A 15,163-nucleotide genomic window follows, 5' to 3' on the forward strand; every position below is an offset into this window, starting at 1 on the left:
CGGCGTTCGCTCGTATCGGGCGGGATGCATCCGCGGGAGGCGTGGCCCCGAAGGACAAGACATAAGTCCCATTAGGGGAGAAATGCCAGTGATGCCAACGACGAAGGCGCCCTGGTGGCACACCCGGGATGACCGCCTTGCGGTTGACCGAGCCCCAGGTCGGGGCCGTACCGCATTGACCCTTTCTTGGACGGCGCGCGATGAAATGATCTTGAACTACCCGATCTCGGTGACCTTGAATGGGTCACGGGGGCCGATGGACGACACGATCGGGGCCCGGCTCGCCATGGGCGAGGTGGGCTCACTTGGCGACTGTTACCGCGAGTACGCCCCGCTGGTCCGTTGCCACCTGCGGCGGCTCGTACCCGCGCAGGACGTGGAGGACGTGCTGCAGGTCGTGTTCACCGAGGTCTGGCGCTGCCGGCACCGGTTCGACCCGGCGAGGAGCCTTCCGGCCTGGGTGATCGGCATCGCGCGCAATCGGGCCGTGGACCACCTGCGGGCGCGCGCGCCGTACACCGTGCCCCTTGACGCCGTGGGCGACCCTCCCGGTCAGGACGGCCGGGCCACCGGGGACGACCTCGCCGACCGCGACCAGCTCCACAGAGCTCTCGCCAAGCTGCCCGCGCGCCAGCGTGAGGCCATCGAGCTCGCCTACTACGGCGGCCTGACCCAGCGGGAGATCGCGGAGCGCCTCCGGGTGCCCCTCGGCACGATCAAGGCCCGTACGACACGCGGCCTCCACCGTCTGTCCTCGCTGCTGGACGTGGCGGCCGGATGACCGGGGAGCGCGTACGGCCGCGAGTGGCGGTGTCCAGCTGCCTGCTCGGGGCGGCGGTGCGGTTCAACGGCGGGCACAGCCGTGACCGGTTCCTTTCCGACATGCTGTCGGACCACGTGGACTGGGTACCGATGTGCCCGGAGATGGACATCGGCCTCGGCACCCCGCGCGAGACGCTCCGCCTCGAACGCTCCCCGCAGGGCCCGCGCCTGGTGACCCGCAAGACCCGCAGGGACCTGACCGCGCCGATGACGGCCCTGGCGGCCGAACGCGCGGCGACCCTGCGTGTGGACGGTTACGTCTTCAAGTCCAAGAGCCCGAGCTGCGGGATCCACGGCGTCCCCCTCTACACCGATGAGGCGGTCGCCGACCGGCGCAACCGGGGCCTGTACGCGGACGCGATCATGAACGCCCACCCGCTGCTGCCGGTGGAGGACGAGGGACGGCTCCACGACGACGTGCTGCGCGAGGCGTTCGTCGAGCGGATCTTCGCGCACGCCCGCCTGAGGGCGCTCTTCGAGGGCGACTGGCGGCCCCGCGACCTGGTGACCTTCCACTCCCGGCACAAGATGCAGCTCCTCGCCCACGACCCCGAGGCCTACCGGGCGATCGGACGGCTGGTCGCCGAGGCGGGCACGTGCCCGAGGGACCGGCTCGCCACCGCGTACCGCCACGCCTTCTGTACGGCTCTCGCCGTCAGGGGGACGATCGGCCGCAACGTCAACGTCCTCCAGCACTGCCTCGGCATGGTGAGCTGCCACCTGGACCGCGAGCGCCGCGCCGACCTCGTCGAGGTCATCCAGTCGTACCAGGTCCGTCACGTGCCTCTCAGCGTGCCGCTGGCCCTGCTGCGCCACCACGTCAGGGGCGCCGGAGCGGCGTTCCTGCGGGAGCAGACGTACTTCTTCCCCTACCCGGACGAGCTGCGCCTGCGCAACCACGTCCCTGCCTGACCCGGTTCCGGCGGCAGCCGTTGCGGCACCGCCGGAACCGACCGGCCTCGCCTCAGTCCTTACCCCGCCCGGTGACCAGGTCGCGGATCCGGTCGACCAGGCCCGCGCCGGGGGCGAGGAGCTTGCTGGCCAGAGGGTTGCCGGGCGCGGCGGGGTGCGGCCGCGTGGGAGCGATCTTCTTGATGGCCCGGATCTTCTTGCCGATGTCGTGCAGTTCCTCGGCGTCGGCGTACTTGACCAGCTCGGGGAACAGCCGGCTCTCCTCCTCCCGCACGTGCTCGCGTACGACGGCCATGAACTTGTCCAGCAGATGGTCGAAGGCGGGGTCGCCGGGGTCGGTGCGCTCCAGCTCCTTCATCAGGCGCTCGGCTTCCGCGTGCTCGGCGATCTCGCGATCGGCCAGATCGTCGCCTCCAGGGATGAACTTGCGTGCCGCCGGATACAGGTAGGCCTCTTCGGCGACCGAGTGCCTGACGAGCTCGATGATCACCTTCTCGGTCAGCCGCCTTCTGCCTTCCTCGTCACCGCTGCCACGCGACATCTCCAGCTCGGCGAACATCTCCTCCACCTCGCGATGATCGGTGATCAGCACGGTGATGACGTCGCCGTCGTGCTCCATCATGGAACTATCTCCTCCTCGGAGTGAGCGGCCCAAGTTCGGTCGGCGTTACCCGTTGAAATGAACGGGAAACACGGCTCCGGCGCCGTGACCAGCGACGGGCCCCCGCGCGGACGCGCCGGACGTAAGGCGCGAGAGAGATAAACCCGGCATTTCCAGGGGCTCCGCGCATTCCATGACCCGCCGTCGAGCGGCTCTGTGTTCGCGAGGTCGAGAGAGGTAATGCCGGCGTACGGGCCGAGGAGCTATCCGGCCCGCCCATCAGGGGCCCACCGGACGCGACCATCAAGATCATGTCGAGTGGCGAGCGCGGGGGCCGGCTCGCGCTCGCCCCGGGAGAGGTCGATCGGCTCGCGCCCGCCCCGGGAGAGCCGGTCGGGCGAGCGCATGTTCGATATATCGCGCTTTCTAGGCGAACGCGTAGCACTCCACCTCGGCGCGGCGGCGCGAGAGGCCGTCTTTCATCGAGATGATGACGCAGCGGCGCTCGGCCTTGCTCAGCTTCAGCTTGCCGCACACGGTGATGCCGGAATAGGTGCGGCAGTCGAGATACGGGTTCCACCTGCCGATGCGGTAATTCCTTCCCACCGCCAACCGGCATTGCCTGCGCAGCTTCTTGGTATTGGCGTACCGGCACTGGTGGAACAGGATCCTGTACTGCGTCCTGCTCACCGTCGTCCTCCTCGCCGCCTCAGCCGAGCCCACGGCGACGAGGAATCCCGCCGCCATGACCATGAGAAGCAAGGTCGCGGCGAATATTCGCTTCATCATGCTCTCCCCCTGGGCTCAACGATAACTCGCGACATCTCACGACTCCGTCGCCGGGGGACATTTGTTCCATCACGGCCGCATGCCCCTTGTTTGCGCGCAAGGGGATAAACGCAATTAAGCCCTATTTTCCGGGAAAGGCATTTTGACCCCGGCACCCGCGCCTGCGACTTCAGACGTCGTAGAGGGCCGAGAGGATTGAGCCGGCGATGAGCCGGTGCCCGCCGGCGTCCGGATGGTCGCCGTCATCGGCGAGCAGCTCCGTGTCGTCCCGCGTGCCGTCATCCCCCTTGAACGGCGTGTAGAGGTCGACGTACCGGGCGCCCGCCGCGGCGGCCGACGCGGCGAGGGTCTCGTTCACGGCCTGCGTGAGCCTGTCGCTGGTGGTGACGTACGTCGAGCCCTGGGCGCGGCCGACGGCGCCGTCCATGAAGACGTTCCAGTAGCCGGTCACGATGATCTTGCTGTCATCGCGCTTCCCCAGCGCGCGGACCTTCCTCAAGATCGCGTCCATGTTGGCCCGCAACCGCGCCAGATCCTGCTGGTAGCAGGCCAGGTGCGCCCCCGGGCCGCAGGCGTCGTCCTCGATGGAGGCGCTGTCGAAGTCGTTCGCGCCGATGGTGATGATCGTCACGTCGGCGTGCACGATCTCGTCGTCGGTGTCGCCGGTGTCGTCCGCGAGCTGGTCCAGCAATCCCTGGGTCGTGAGCCCGGCGGCGGCGAGGTTCCTGCTGACGACCCGCGTTCCCTGCCTGGACGCGAGGCTCTGGCCGACCAGCGAGACGTAGGGGGCGCAGTCGCACGCGGAACCGGCGGGCACCGAGTCGCCCAGGCCCACCACCGTGCCCACCGTCGCCGATGGAACAGGCCTCGCGGGGGCCGCGCCTGGTGGCGGGGTGGCGATCGACACGCCCTCCCGGCCCGGCGTGCCCGCGGCCGACACGGCGTCGAGCGTGACGCCGAGGGTGGCGACCATGGACAGCAGCGTCACGCCCACCCTGAACCGCATCCGGCGTACGGCCCCGAAGGACCGCCCGAAACGCCGGTTATGAGGACTTATGTCGCTCATGGGTGGAGAAGACACGATTCTATGGTGCCTCACGCCGCTGAGTGCCTGGTGAGTACGCCCTGAAGACACGCTGAGAGAAGCTACTCCTCCCGCGGCCTCAACTTCAGGCTTTGCCGGGGATCCCGGCCCTACTTTCCCGACCGGCCCCGGCACACTTCACGAGAGACCCGGACATCCCGGCCCGCGCTCAGGCGGGGCGGCTCAGGATCTCGGCCAGGACTGCGGCGTGGCTGTGCTCCAGGTCCCTGGTGGCGGTGAGCAGGGTCACCGGCCCGTCCCGGAGCATCCCGCGCAGCTCGTCCAGCGCGGCGCTGCGTGCGGGGCTCTCAAGCTCGGCGAGGTACCGGCGCCGGAACTCCTCGAACCTGGCGGGGTCGTGGCCGTACCAGGTGCGCAGCTCGTTGGACGGCGCGACGTCCTTGAGCCACTCGTCCACGTGCGCTTCCTCCTTGGCCAGCCCGCGCGGCCACAGGCGGTCGACCAGCACGCGCTTCCCGTCGTCGGGAGAGGGGTCGTCGTAGACGCGGCGCAGCCGCACAGGCGGTGACATGTCTCCCCCGTCCCGTCGTGCGTGCTGGTCATCGGGAGTATGCCCAGACCAACGGGGCTCACCCGGAGATCTTCAGGACGCCGGGCCCCGCCGCCGCCGCGGCGAGCGCGGCGCGGGCGGGTGTAGTGCGGATCACCGGCCGCGCGGGCGGGTGTGGGGGGTCAGTGGCCCTTGGGACCGGCTTCGAGCGCGCTGTCGAGCCGGTCGCCGTAGGCCGCGAGCAGCAGGCGCGCCTCCTGCGGGTCGAGCCGGCGGGCGATCATCACGACGGCGGTCTTGACCTGGTGCCCCGCGGCCTCCAGGGCGAGGCGGGCGGCGGAGATGTCCGCGCCCGTGATGTCGCCCACGATGCGGGCGGCCCGGTCCACGAGCTTGGTGTTGCTCGCGGACACCTCGACCATGTAGTTCCCGAAGGTCCGCCCGCACTTGACCATCGAGATCGTCGAGATCATGTTGAGGACCAGCTTCTGCGCCGTGCCCGCCTTCAGCCGGGTCGAACCGGTCACCACCTCGGGCCCGACGATGACCTCGATCGCGTGGTGGGCCGCCTTCGAGAGCGGCACCCCGGGGTTGCAGGAGAGTCCCACAGTGACCGCGCCCAGGCGGCGGGCCTCCCGCACGGCGGACACCACGAACGGCGCCCGGCCGCTGGCGGAGATCCCTACCACGGAGTCCAGCGGTCCGGCGCCCTGCTCGCGGATGGCGGCGGCGCCCGCCTCCCCGTCGTCCTCGGCGCCCTCGACGGACCGGGTCAGCGCCGGCACCCCGCCCGCGATGATGCCGCGCACCATCTCGGGGTCGGTGCCGAAGGTCGGCGGGCACTCAGAGGCGTCGAGCACGGCCAGCCGTCCGGACGTGCCCGCGCCCACGTAGAGCAGCCGCCCGCCGTCCTGCATGCGGGCCGCGATGTCGTCGATCGCGGCGGAGATCTGCGGGATCGCCCTCGCCACGGCGGCGGGGACGGTGGAGTCGGCCGCGTTCATGAGGCGGGCGATCTCGGCCGTCGGCAGCCGGTCGATCTGGCGGTAACGGGGGTCGCTCTGTTCCGTCGTGGACAGGGCAAGTGGTTGGGCCATGACTCCTCATATTCCAGGGCGTTGATCAGTGGTTCGCCGGGTCGCGCGTCGCCTCCAGCCGGGGGGCGGCGGGGCGTCAGGCGAGGGAACGGCGGTAGAGCCAGAAGACCCGCTCGACGCGGGCGCCCACGGCCTTGGCGTAGAAGCGCACCGGCCCCACCCAGCCGATCTGCGTGGTGCGCTGTCCCGCCGCCGCCTGCTCTTCGAGGCACCGCCGCAGGAGCACGCCGCCGACCCCGAGCCCCCGGGCGGCCTCGGCCGTGCCCATCGGGCCGAACCACGTGGGCCGGGCTCCCCAGGCGGCGAAGCCGAGGATCTCCCCCTGCCGGGTGGCGTAGTGGCACCCTGCCGCCTGGGCCACCTCCCAGGCCCACGCGTCGTTCCAGTGCTCCCGGACGAACGCGATGACCTCGGAGCGCTCTCCGGCGGGCGCCGAGTGGACGGCGACCCCGGCCGAGGCGAGCCGGTCGAGATCCTCACCCCCCTGCGCGCCTCCGCGCGGGTACCCCGTGAGGTCGGCGGTCATGTTCCAGGCGGTGCGGTACCTCTCGTAGCCGAGGCTCTCGGCCAGGCAGACCGCCGGGGTGTAGCGGACGTCGATGCCCGGCCAGGCGTAGCAGGGCGGGTTTCCCGCCAGGCGCACCTCGCGCGCCCCCCGCTCCCGCAGCCATCCCTCGGCCGCCGCCACCAGCGCCCGTCCCGTCCCGTGCCCCTGGGCGGACGGGTGCACGGCCAGCAGGTCCACGTGACCCACGCCCTCGGTGGCGGAGACGGAGACGAACACGACCCCGTCGAGGCCGGGCGTCACCAGGGCGGCCCAATCGCGTCCCTCGGGCGGATCCGCGAGCCGTGTCACCAGTCGCGGGGCCTCCGGGGCGTCCAGGGTGAGCGCGGCACGGGCGAGCTCGCCGATGGCGGGCAGCTCGGCCGGGGCAGCCGGGCGGATGCCGCTGCCCGGACTCACCGAGCGGCCGCCGCCCGGTGGAGTGCTGGAGCGGTCGTCGTGGGGGGCGCCGCTCACGCGACCGCCTCCACCGGGATCACGCTCCGGCGCTGCGGGTGGAAGCACGCGTGCTCGTGGGACGCCTCCGCGCCCCTCACCAGCGACGGCAGCTCGATCTCGCAGCGCTCGGTACGGAACGGGCACCTGCGGGCGAACAGGCATCCCCCGTCCGCGTGGCGCTCGTCGAGCGCCTCGGTCGGCACGACCCGCTCCGGCCCGGGCTGCTCCAGCCCGTGCAGGACGGGGATCGCCGACAGGAGCGACTGGGTGTACGGATGCGTCGGGCCGGAGATGACGGTCTCGGTGAGCCCGCGCTCCACGACCTGCCCCCGGTAGAGCACGTACAGCTCGCCCTCGTCGCCGATGTACCGGGCGGTGGCGATGTCGTGGGTGATGAACAGCACGCTGACCCCGAGCCGCTCGCGCAGGTCCTTGAGCAGGGCGAGGATGCTCAGCCGCATCGACACGTCGATCATCGAGACCGACTCGTCGGCGACGAGCATCTCGGGGTCCACGGTGAGCGCGCGGGCGATGACGACGCGCTGGCGCATGCCGCCCGAGAGCTGGTGGGGGTAGCGGCCCAGCACGTAGCCGGGGTCGATGCCCACCAGGGAGAGCAGCTCCTCCGCGCGGTCGTCCACCCAGCCCTTCGAGCGGCCCGTCTGGCGGGCGCGCAGCGTGAGCGGCGCCTGCAGGGTCTGGTGGATCGTACGCGTGGGGTTGAGCGCCGAGTACGGGTCCTGGTGGATCAGCTGGATCTTGCGGAAGTACGGCTGCCGCCGCCGATGCCGCAGGGACGACATCGGGGTGCCGTCGATGACGATCTCGCCGGAGTCGTAGGTTTCCAGCCCGGCGATGATCCGCCCGAGCGTGGTCTTGCCGCATCCGGACTCGCCGATGAACGAGACCGCTCCGCCGTTCTCGATGGCGAAGTCGACCCCGCGCAGCGCCTGGACGTCGCGGGCGCCGAGGACGTTTCCCCGCTGCTTGTAGGTCTTGGTGATGCCGGTTCCTGTGATCACGCGTACTCCTCGTGTTCCGCCGTGGAGTTCGACCGCTCGACCGCGTGGCACGCGACGATCCTGTCGTCGTGGCTCAGCGGGAGCGGGTCCACCGTCTCGCAGATGTCCATGCGGAGCGGGCAGCGCTCCCGGAAGACGCATCCCCGCGTGGGCAGGGTGCCAAGCGTGGGGGGCCGCCCGGGCAGCGCCTGGGCCTCGGCGGTGTCGCCGGACAGGCGCGGGATCGCCCGGATCAGGCCCCTGGTGTAGGGGTGGCTGGGCGAACCCAGCACCTGCATGGTGGGGCCGTGCTCGACCACGCGCCCGCCGTACATCACGGCGAGGTGGTCGGTGACCTCGGCGGCCACGCCGATGTCGTGGGTCACCAGCAGGGTGGTGAGCCCGCGCTCCTTGTGGACCTCGCGGACGATCCGCAGGATGGTCGCCTGCGTGATCATGTCGAGCGCCGTGGTCGGCTCGTCCAGGATGACCAGCTGCGCGTTGAGCACCAGGGCGAGCATGATGCCGACGCGCTGGCGCATCCCCCCGGACAGCTCGTGCTGGTGGGAGTCGAGCACGCGGGCGCCGTCCAGGCCCATGCGCTCAAGCAGCTCCTTGGCGTCCCGTACGAGCGCGCGCTGGTCCTCCACGCCGTGGGAACGGCCGAGGTCGAGCAGCTGCTTGCCGACGGTCTTGAGCGGGTTGAGGGAGTTCTGCGCGGCCTGGAAGACGTATCCGAGGTGACGGCCGCGCGCCTCGCGCAGGTCGTTCCCGGCCAGTTCCAGGACGTCTCCGAGACCGTCGATCTCGACGCTGCCGCTCTTGACGCGGCCGGGCGACTGCACGGCGTTCAGCAGCGAGAGCGCCAGCGTGGACTTGCCGGAGCCGGACTCCCCCACGATGCCGGTGATGGTGCCCGGCTCGATGGTGAGGCTGACGCCTCCGAGCGCGGGCAGCTCGCCGAGCGGGGTCTTGTAGACGACCGTGAGATCGCGGACGCGCACGCCGGGGGCGGTGCTCGCGCCGGGCCCGGCGACCAGGTCGCCGGAGCCGGGAGATGCGGTGGTGGTCACCTGGTTACTCCTCACGCAGCCGTGGGTTGAAGATCTCGTCCATCGCGTCGACGATGAGCACGATGCCCAGCGTGAGCAGCAGGATGGCGAGCAGCGGCGCCAGCAGGTACGGCAGCGCGGCCGTGCTGGTCAGGGCCCCGCCGCCGAAGACGGCGAGGTTCAGCATCACGCCCCAGTTGTTGGAGTCGAACGGCAGGACCCCGAGGAAGAACAGGCCGACCTGGGCGTAGATCGCGCCGGTCACGGCGATGAGCACGTTCATCGCGATGTACGGCGCCATGCTGGGCAGCAGCTCCCGGGCGATGATGTGCCTGGTGGACAGGCCGAGCCCCTTGGCCGCCTCGATGAACCCCCGCTCGCGCAGGGAGAGCGTCTGCGACCGTACGGCCCGCGCGACGCCGCCCCAGCCGAGCAGGCCGAGGACCAGGCCCATCTCCAGCGGGCTGTTGAACTTCCAGATGGTCGACAGCACCAGCAGCAGTGGGAGGCCCGGGATCGTGAGCTGCAGGTCGGTGATCCGCATGAGCACGGTGTCCCAGCGCCCCCGGTGGAAGCCGGCGAGCAGCCCGAGCGCCGTGCCGAGCGCGACCGTGATGACCGCGGTGGCGAGGCCGGTGAGGATGACGTACCGCGAGCCGGTGACGACCAGCGCGAGCACGTCGGTGCCCTCGAAGTCGGTGCCGAAGGGGTGGGCCAGGCTCGGCGCGGCGTAGAGCGCGTTGTCGTCGCGCGGCAGGTGGGCGGGGTAGAGCATCGGCCCGGCCACGGCCATGATCGCGAACAGCGCGACGATGGCCACGCCGAGGATGCGGCTGGGCTTGCGGCGCAGCACGCGCCCGACCCCGCGCCAGAAGTTGCGCCGCAGGGTCGCGCGCATGCCTCCCGGGCCCTGGCTGCTTCCCCCGGTGTCCCCGGGCAGGAGCGTCGTCACCGTCATGCCGCGCCTCCGCTCCGCACTCGAGGGTCGATCACGGCGTAGAGCAGGTCCGCCGCGATGTTGGCGACGATGATCGCCATGGTGGTCACCAGGAATGTGCCGCCCATCAGCGCGTAGTCGCGGGAGCCGATGCTGTCGACGAGCAGCAGCCCGAGCCCCGGATAGTTGAAGATGCGCTCGATGAAGATCGCGCCGCCGAACAGCATGCCGAGCGACAGCGCGAGGATCGTGAAGAGCGGCAGGATCGCGTTGCGCGCCACGTACCGGAACAGGACTCCCCGCGACAGCCCGCGCAGCTCGGCCGCCAGGATGAAGTCGTCGCCGAGCACGGTCGCCACGCTCGACTTCATCGCCAGCACCCACCCGCCGTAGCTGGCGAGCGCGTACGTCAGCACGGGCAGGGTGGCGTGGTGAATCAGCGAGGCCAGGTAGCCGGCGTTGAACCCGGGCACGAACTCGACGTCGACCGGGCCTCCGGCGGGGAAGATCGGCCACAGGGTCGTGAAGATCGCCAGGACGAGCAGCCCGATGACGTACTGCGGCACGCCGTGCAGCAGCGAGCCGGAGATCGACAGCAGGTCGCCCAGCTTGCCCGACCGCTTGATCCCCGCGTACACCCCGAGCGTCACGCCCAGCACGAAGCTGAGCAGCGTGCCCCCGAGGACCGGCAGCACGGTCCACTTGGTCGCCGAGGCGATCAGCGTGACCACCTCGGTGCCCGGCGTGCTGAGCGACTGGCCGAGGTCGAGGTGGATCAGCGCCTTCATGTAGCCGACGTACTGCTCCCACAGGCTGCCGGTGGGCAGGAACCCGTAGAGCGCCGCCGTCGCCCGTTCGGCCTGGTCAGGGGACATCCCGCGCTCGATCAGCGTCTCGTACTGCCCGAGGACCGGGTTGCCGGGGATGTTGCGGATGATCACGAAGCTGATGGTGGTGACCACCCAGATCATCACGAGGCCGCGGATCAGATGACCCGCGAGCCGTCGTGGTACCGCGTTCTTCCGGGGACCACCCCGGGCCGCGAAGAGCTTCATAGGCTACTTTTCTTGATCAGCCCGAGTTGCATCCACACGCCCGCGGGCAGCCGCAGCGCCTCGCTGCCCGGCTCCGGCCAGCCGGTGTAGCGGGTCGTGTTGACGAACTGGGTGTTGACGTAGTCGTAGATCTGGATGAGGGGGAGCTGCTCGTTCGTCAGCTTGGCGAGCGTGCCGACGATCTTCTTCTGCTCCTCGGGGGACGCCAGGTTGAGCCTGTTGGTGAGCTCTCCGGGGTTCACCCCGCCGATCTTCTCGGGGCCGCCCATCCAGTTGCCGTCCTTGCCCGGCGGGGAGTGCTTGAGCTGCCCGGCGAGCAGCGACCAGCCGTTGGCCGAGCCGTACACGCGCTGGTAGATGTTGTACGGCGAGGGCCCGAGGGCCATCAGCCAGAACCCCATGTCGAACTTCCCCGCGGCCAGCTCGTCCAGGTAGAGGATGTAGTCCGCCGAGGTGACCACGCTCGCGTCGATGCCGTGGTCGTTGAGCTGGCTCGTGATCGACTTGGCCGCCGCGACCCAGTCGGAGAACGACGCGGGCACGTTGAGCTGCACCTTCCAGGGCTTGCCGTCCGGCATCGCCCACGTGCCGCCCTTCTTGACCATCCCGGCGGCCTTGAGCTCCTGGTCCGCCTTGGCGGGGTCGACCTTGTACTGGTCGAGGGCGCCGAGCTCGCCGCCCAGCCACGCCTTGGCGGAACTGCCGTGGATGCCGGTCGTGGTGACCGACGGCGTGCCCGCCTCCGGAGAGGCGATCTTCGTGACCTGGTTCCTGTCGATCAGGTAGGCCAGGGCCCGGCGCACGTGCACGTTGTCGTACGGCTTGCGCGCCTGGTTGAACGCCAGGGACGCCGCCACCGGGGAGTAGCCCTTGCGGATGTCGTTGCCCGGGGTCTCCTTGATCCGCTTCATGACCGCGGCGGGCACGGCCGTGAAGGGCGCGCTGTCCAGCTTGCCGGAGACCAGGTAGTTCCAGATCTGCTCGTTGCCGGTGTAGTTGAGGACCTTCACCTTGTCGGGCACGATCTTGGCGGCGTCGTAGAAGTACCGGTTCTTCTTCAGCAGGGCCGCGCCGGGGTTGACCCGCTCCAGCACGAACGGGCCCGCGGAGACGTCCTCGCGCGGCGCGAAGGCGATGACCTTCTGCGACAGCCCGGTGATCTCGGTCTTGGCCTTCTCGGCGGCCGGACCGGTGCCCCTGGCCGCCGTCAGCGTGGCCCAGAAGCCGGCGGGCAGCAGCGAGCCGTAGACATGCGCCGGGACGACGACCGTGGACAGGACGTTCCTGAGGAACGCGTTGCTGCGGTTGGCGCCCTGAACGATCTTGACGGTCTTGGCGTCCATGATCTGGATGTCCGCCGCCGCGCCGGCCGCCCCGGCGTTCACGGTGTACGCGCTGCCGCCCTGGGTGTAGGCGAGGCCGATGGACACGCGGACGTCCTCGCTGGTCAACGGCTTACCGTCGGACCAGCGAGCGTTCGGCTGCAAGTGGATGACGACCTCGCCCTGGTCGGGCGTGGCGGTCCAGCTCGCGGCGAGACCCGGGTAGAACTGGTTCGGGTCCATGAGGTCGTTCTTGGGCCAGGCCAGCGACATCGCGTCGTACCCGACGAACGTGCTTCCCTGAGGGTTGAACGGGTTGATCGGGGCGGTCGCGTCGATCTGCTTCGCGCCGTCGATCGTGGTGTAGATGCCTCCCGGACCGGCGAGGGCGCCGGTCTCCGCGGTGCCGCAGGCGGCAGTGGCTGTGGCGACCGCCGCCAGGGCCGCGATCGCTGCGAGTCGCTTCATGAAGTGCTCCAGGTCCGATTGCCAGGACCATACGGGCGCCAGGGCAGGGTGGTCAATTTTTTTCTTCCACACACCCTAGCATGAAGTTATTCTTTACCTAAGCCGCTCACCTGCGACAATACCGTCCTGGCATGCTGGCGGCCGGGCACGAAAGAGGGCCCCGGCGTCCAGCCGGGGCCCCGTTTCGCTCGCGTGACGGGAGTCGGGTCAGGGGAGTCTGCCGACGCCGCCGACGGCGCCCGCCTCACCCTCCTTGACGATCGAGAAGCCCATCTCGGGCCGCCAGTCACGCAGGGGGACCACCCCTGGATCGACCAGATCGAGCCCATCGAAGAACGCCAGCACCTGACCGGGCGACCGCGAGGTGACCCCGGGTGCCGAGGTGCGGCTGAAGACCTTCTGCCCCTCGGCGCCCTTGTCCTCGCTCAGGTCCCCGATCGAGCCGTGGGAGATGACCAGGTGGCCACCCGGCCCGAGCGCCGACCGGAAGGTCGCGACGATCTTCGTGGCCTCGTCGTCGTCCGGGACGAAGTGCAGCACGCCGAGCATGAGGATGGCCACGGGCTGGGAGAAGTCGAGATGGGCGCGGACGTCCGGATGGTCGAGAAGCGCCTGCGAGCCGCGCATGTCGGCGCCGACGACCACCACCCGGTCGTTCTCCGCGAGGAGCGCTCTGGCGTGGGTGAGCACGATGGGGTCGTTGTCGACGTAGACGATCCGGGACTCCGGCGCGAGCTCCTGGGCGACCTGGTGGACGTTGCGCTGGGTCGGCAGCCCGGCCCCGATGTCGAGGAACTGCCGTACGCCCTGCTCGCTGAGGTAGGTCACCGTGCGGACCAGGAACTCGCGGTTCTCCCGCGCGACGTCGCGCACGTTCGGAAGGATCTCGATGATCTTCTCGGCGGCCTCGCGGTCGGACGCGAAGTTGTCCTTGCCCCCGAGGTAATAGTCGTAGATCCGCGCGACGCTCGGCGTGAACGGATCTACGTCTGCTGATGTCCCGAAGTCGTTCACGCCGCTCCTCGCCCGCTTACCCGTACATGCAGGATTGTAAGTGATCTCCATCGCTTTTCTAATCTCCCAACCCAATTTCGGACAGACGACGCGAGAAGCGACTACGGCTACGGCCTCATCCGCGACACGACCCAGCCTCAGAGCAGCAAGCTCCCGGGCCTGCCGCAAGGTTTCCTGGTGGGCGCGCTGTCTCGCGCCCACCGGGTCCGCCGCAATCCACTCCGCGGTTGCGGCGAAGAGGAAATGAGGAACCACGCGATGGACAGCAGCGTCCGCATGTCGACGCGAACTGCACCGGCCATAACGGTCATCGCCTATGGGGCGGCGGTCGTGACCCTGACCTGGGCTACGGTCAGCAACTCTCTGGGCGATCAGCTCTACGGACGCCTCCTCATGATCGTCCTCACCTTACCTATGTCGATCGTCGACATGCTGGTGGGCGACATGGTCTTCAACGCGCTGCGCGGCCCGGCCGACACCGCTGGCGTGACCTGGGACTTCATCGCCCTCTCCTGGTCTGGGATCGCGATGACGATCGTCTTGGCCGTCCTGTTGACACGCCGTCGCCGCCAGCCGGGGCTCGTCGTCGGATGGCTGCTCACCGCCGCGACGTTGTACTGCGGCGTCGCCAACCTTGTCGACTCGTGGTCGCCCCGCCGCCCGTGGGGGTGGCCGCTGCTGGCCTACGCTTTGATCATGGCAGGCGGCCTCATCGTCTCACGGCGGCGAGAACCCACGGCTTGACCGGCACCAGCCAGCCCCGGACCGCTTAAAGACCGTCGTTGTCCCAATCCCGCTCATCAGGTTCGAGGAGTTGGCCGGATGCCGGTCGGACCGGGTGAAGGAGCAGGTGTGACCACGCGGCCTCCTCCCGGAGGGAGTCTCGGTGGTAATGACCATGGCCTTGCTTTGATCGGCCGAACGGCGAATGTTCTGACAGATCTGACGCCCCGTTCCCCGACGTAGGCCGAGGACCCGATCATCCCGTCACCTCGAACCAGATGGTCCGGCCTGTCGTGTCCTGTTCCCAGCCCCAGGCCGACGACAGCTCGCGTACGAGCCACAGCCCACGGCCGCTCTCGCTGAGCGGGTCGACCTGTGCGGGGATCTGCGGAATGGCGCCGGTCGAGCCCTGGTCGATCACTTCGACACGCACGGCGTGACCGGTGTCCCTCGCCACGAGCCTCACCACTCCGCAGGCCGTACGCCCGCTGTCGGTGTGCCGCACGGCGTTCGTGACCAGTTCGCTGACCAGCAGTTCGACTTCGTCCACGCCCTGGTGGCCGGCCGCGGTCAGCAGTTCGCGCATACACGCGCGTGCGACCGAGGCCGCCGTGACCGTACCCGGGAGATCGATCGCCCCCAGGAGCCCCACGGTCCTCATTGGGCCAGGTCCCAGATACGGTCCGCCGCGTCACCCGACAGCGCCCGTACCCTCTGCCCCTCGCCCCGACCCCACGTGAAGAACCACGTGCCCTTCCGCGACGTCGCCATG

Annotated in this window: 16 protein-coding genes; 3 read left to right on the plus strand and 13 right to left on the minus strand. The window is 69.9% G+C overall.

All coding sequences use genetic code 11. The annotated features are described in order from the left end of the window. Window positions 1–256: 256 nt before the first annotated feature. Window positions 257–781, plus strand: a complete 525-nt coding sequence (locus tag AB0O34_RS00105) for a sigma-70 family RNA polymerase sigma factor (protein ID WP_363910859.1) — start codon at window positions 257–259, stop codon at window positions 779–781. Further along, window positions 778–1,734: a DUF523 and DUF1722 domain-containing protein gene (locus tag AB0O34_RS00110; protein WP_363910861.1), complete on the plus strand. Its 957-nt coding sequence runs from the start codon at window positions 778–780 to the stop codon at window positions 1,732–1,734. Before AB0O34_RS00105 ends, AB0O34_RS00110 begins: the two co-directional genes overlap by 4 nt. A 52-nt stretch (window positions 1,735–1,786) precedes the next feature. On the opposite strand, the gene AB0O34_RS00115 is transcribed toward AB0O34_RS00110, so the two are convergent. The 12 genes from AB0O34_RS00115 to AB0O34_RS00170 all read right to left on the minus strand — a co-directional run bounded on the left by AB0O34_RS00115 (window position 1,787) and on the right by AB0O34_RS00170 (window position 13,668). Beyond that, window positions 1,787–2,356 carry a hemerythrin domain-containing protein gene (locus AB0O34_RS00115; protein WP_363910863.1) on the minus strand — a complete coding sequence of 190 codons (570 nt, stop codon included), beginning with the start codon at window positions 2,354–2,356 and terminating at the stop codon, window positions 1,787–1,789. A 405-nt stretch (window positions 2,357–2,761) separates the two neighbouring features. Continuing rightward, entirely contained in the window at window positions 2,762–3,124 is a 363-nt protein-coding gene (locus AB0O34_RS00120; RefSeq protein WP_363910866.1) for a hypothetical protein, read from the minus strand. A 169-nt stretch (window positions 3,125–3,293) separates the two neighbouring features. Further along, window positions 3,294–4,112: an SGNH/GDSL hydrolase family protein gene (locus AB0O34_RS00125; RefSeq protein ID WP_363910867.1), complete on the minus strand. Its 819-nt coding sequence runs from the start codon at window positions 4,110–4,112 to the stop codon at window positions 3,294–3,296. Between the two features lie 265 nt (window positions 4,113–4,377). Next, the gene (locus AB0O34_RS00130) at window positions 4,378–4,740 is read right to left on the minus strand and encodes a DUF488 family protein (protein ID WP_363910869.1); all 363 of its coding nucleotides are present in this window, start codon (window positions 4,738–4,740) and stop codon (window positions 4,378–4,380) included. Window positions 4,741–4,901: 161 nt separating this feature from the next. Continuing rightward, window positions 4,902–5,816 carry an N-acetylmuramic acid 6-phosphate etherase gene (gene murQ, locus AB0O34_RS00135; RefSeq protein WP_363910872.1) on the minus strand — a complete coding sequence of 305 codons (915 nt, stop codon included), beginning with the start codon at window positions 5,814–5,816 and terminating at the stop codon, window positions 4,902–4,904. A gap of 76 nt (window positions 5,817–5,892) precedes the next feature. Then, window positions 5,893–6,837: a GNAT family N-acetyltransferase gene (locus AB0O34_RS00140; RefSeq protein ID WP_363910874.1), complete on the minus strand. Its 945-nt coding sequence runs from the start codon at window positions 6,835–6,837 to the stop codon at window positions 5,893–5,895. Then, the gene (locus AB0O34_RS00145; RefSeq protein WP_363910876.1) at window positions 6,834–7,841 is read right to left on the minus strand and encodes an ABC transporter ATP-binding protein; all 1,008 of its coding nucleotides are present in this window, start codon (window positions 7,839–7,841) and stop codon (window positions 6,834–6,836) included. Before AB0O34_RS00145 ends, AB0O34_RS00140 begins: the two co-directional genes overlap by 4 nt. Further along, the gene (locus AB0O34_RS00150; RefSeq protein ID WP_363910878.1) at window positions 7,838–8,893 is read right to left on the minus strand and encodes an ABC transporter ATP-binding protein; all 1,056 of its coding nucleotides are present in this window, start codon (window positions 8,891–8,893) and stop codon (window positions 7,838–7,840) included. The genes AB0O34_RS00145 and AB0O34_RS00150 overlap by 4 nt, the downstream gene beginning before the upstream one ends. 4 nt (window positions 8,894–8,897) lie before the next feature. After that, window positions 8,898–9,830 carry an ABC transporter permease gene (locus AB0O34_RS00155; protein WP_363910880.1) on the minus strand — a complete coding sequence of 311 codons (933 nt, stop codon included), beginning with the start codon at window positions 9,828–9,830 and terminating at the stop codon, window positions 8,898–8,900. Further along, window positions 9,827–10,864, minus strand: a complete 1,038-nt coding sequence (locus AB0O34_RS00160; protein ID WP_363910882.1) for an ABC transporter permease — start codon at window positions 10,862–10,864, stop codon at window positions 9,827–9,829. Before AB0O34_RS00160 ends, AB0O34_RS00155 begins: the two co-directional genes overlap by 4 nt. Then, window positions 10,861–12,654, minus strand: coding sequence for an ABC transporter substrate-binding protein (locus AB0O34_RS00165; RefSeq protein WP_363910884.1), 1,794 nt, complete (start codon window positions 12,652–12,654; stop codon window positions 10,861–10,863). Before AB0O34_RS00165 ends, AB0O34_RS00160 begins: the two co-directional genes overlap by 4 nt. Before the next feature lie 207 nt (window positions 12,655–12,861). After that, a complete protein-coding gene (locus AB0O34_RS00170; RefSeq protein WP_363910886.1) occupies window positions 12,862–13,668 on the minus strand; it encodes an SAM-dependent methyltransferase in 807 nt (268 codons plus the stop codon). A gap of 258 nt (window positions 13,669–13,926) precedes the next feature. On the opposite strand from AB0O34_RS00170, the gene AB0O34_RS00175 reads away from it, so the two are divergent. Next, complete coding sequence (locus tag AB0O34_RS00175) at window positions 13,927–14,412, plus strand: hypothetical protein (protein ID WP_363910888.1); 486 nt, start codon at window positions 13,927–13,929, stop codon at window positions 14,410–14,412. A gap of 235 nt (window positions 14,413–14,647) precedes the next feature. Here AB0O34_RS00175 and AB0O34_RS00180 read toward each other — a convergent pair whose 3' ends face one another. Further along, on the minus strand, window positions 14,648–15,043 hold the full coding sequence (locus AB0O34_RS00180) for an ATP-binding protein (protein ID WP_358547806.1): 396 nt from the start codon (window positions 15,041–15,043) through the stop codon (window positions 14,648–14,650). Window positions 15,044–15,163 lie beyond the last annotated feature (120 nt).

The organism is Sphaerisporangium sp. NPDC088356, from assembly GCF_040685555.1.
Taxonomy (GTDB): Bacteria; Actinomycetota; Actinomycetes; order Streptosporangiales; family Streptosporangiaceae; genus Sphaerisporangium.

Coding starts and splice junctions, on each gene's coding strand:
- AB0O34_RS00120 (WP_363910866.1), bottom strand. CDS start 3,124: ATGATGAAGCGAATATTCGCCGCGACCTTGCTTCTCATGGTCATGGCG.
- AB0O34_RS00155 (WP_363910880.1), bottom strand. CDS start 9,830: ATGACGGTGACGACGCTCCTGCCCGGGGACACCGGGGGAAGCAGCCAG.
- AB0O34_RS00175 (WP_363910888.1), top strand. CDS start 13,927: ATGGACAGCAGCGTCCGCATGTCGACGCGAACTGCACCGGCCATAACG.
- AB0O34_RS00160 (WP_363910882.1), bottom strand. CDS start 10,864: ATGAAGCTCTTCGCGGCCCGGGGTGGTCCCCGGAAGAACGCGGTACCA.
- AB0O34_RS00130 (WP_363910869.1), bottom strand. CDS start 4,740: ATGTCACCGCCTGTGCGGCTGCGCCGCGTCTACGACGACCCCTCTCCC.
- AB0O34_RS00110 (WP_363910861.1), top strand. CDS start 778: ATGACCGGGGAGCGCGTACGGCCGCGAGTGGCGGTGTCCAGCTGCCTG.
- murQ (WP_363910872.1), bottom strand. CDS start 5,816: ATGGCCCAACCACTTGCCCTGTCCACGACGGAACAGAGCGACCCCCGT.
- AB0O34_RS00105 (WP_363910859.1), top strand. CDS start 257: ATGGACGACACGATCGGGGCCCGGCTCGCCATGGGCGAGGTGGGCTCA.
- AB0O34_RS00115 (WP_363910863.1), bottom strand. CDS start 2,356: ATGATGGAGCACGACGGCGACGTCATCACCGTGCTGATCACCGATCAT.
- AB0O34_RS00165 (WP_363910884.1), bottom strand. CDS start 12,654: ATGAAGCGACTCGCAGCGATCGCGGCCCTGGCGGCGGTCGCCACAGCC.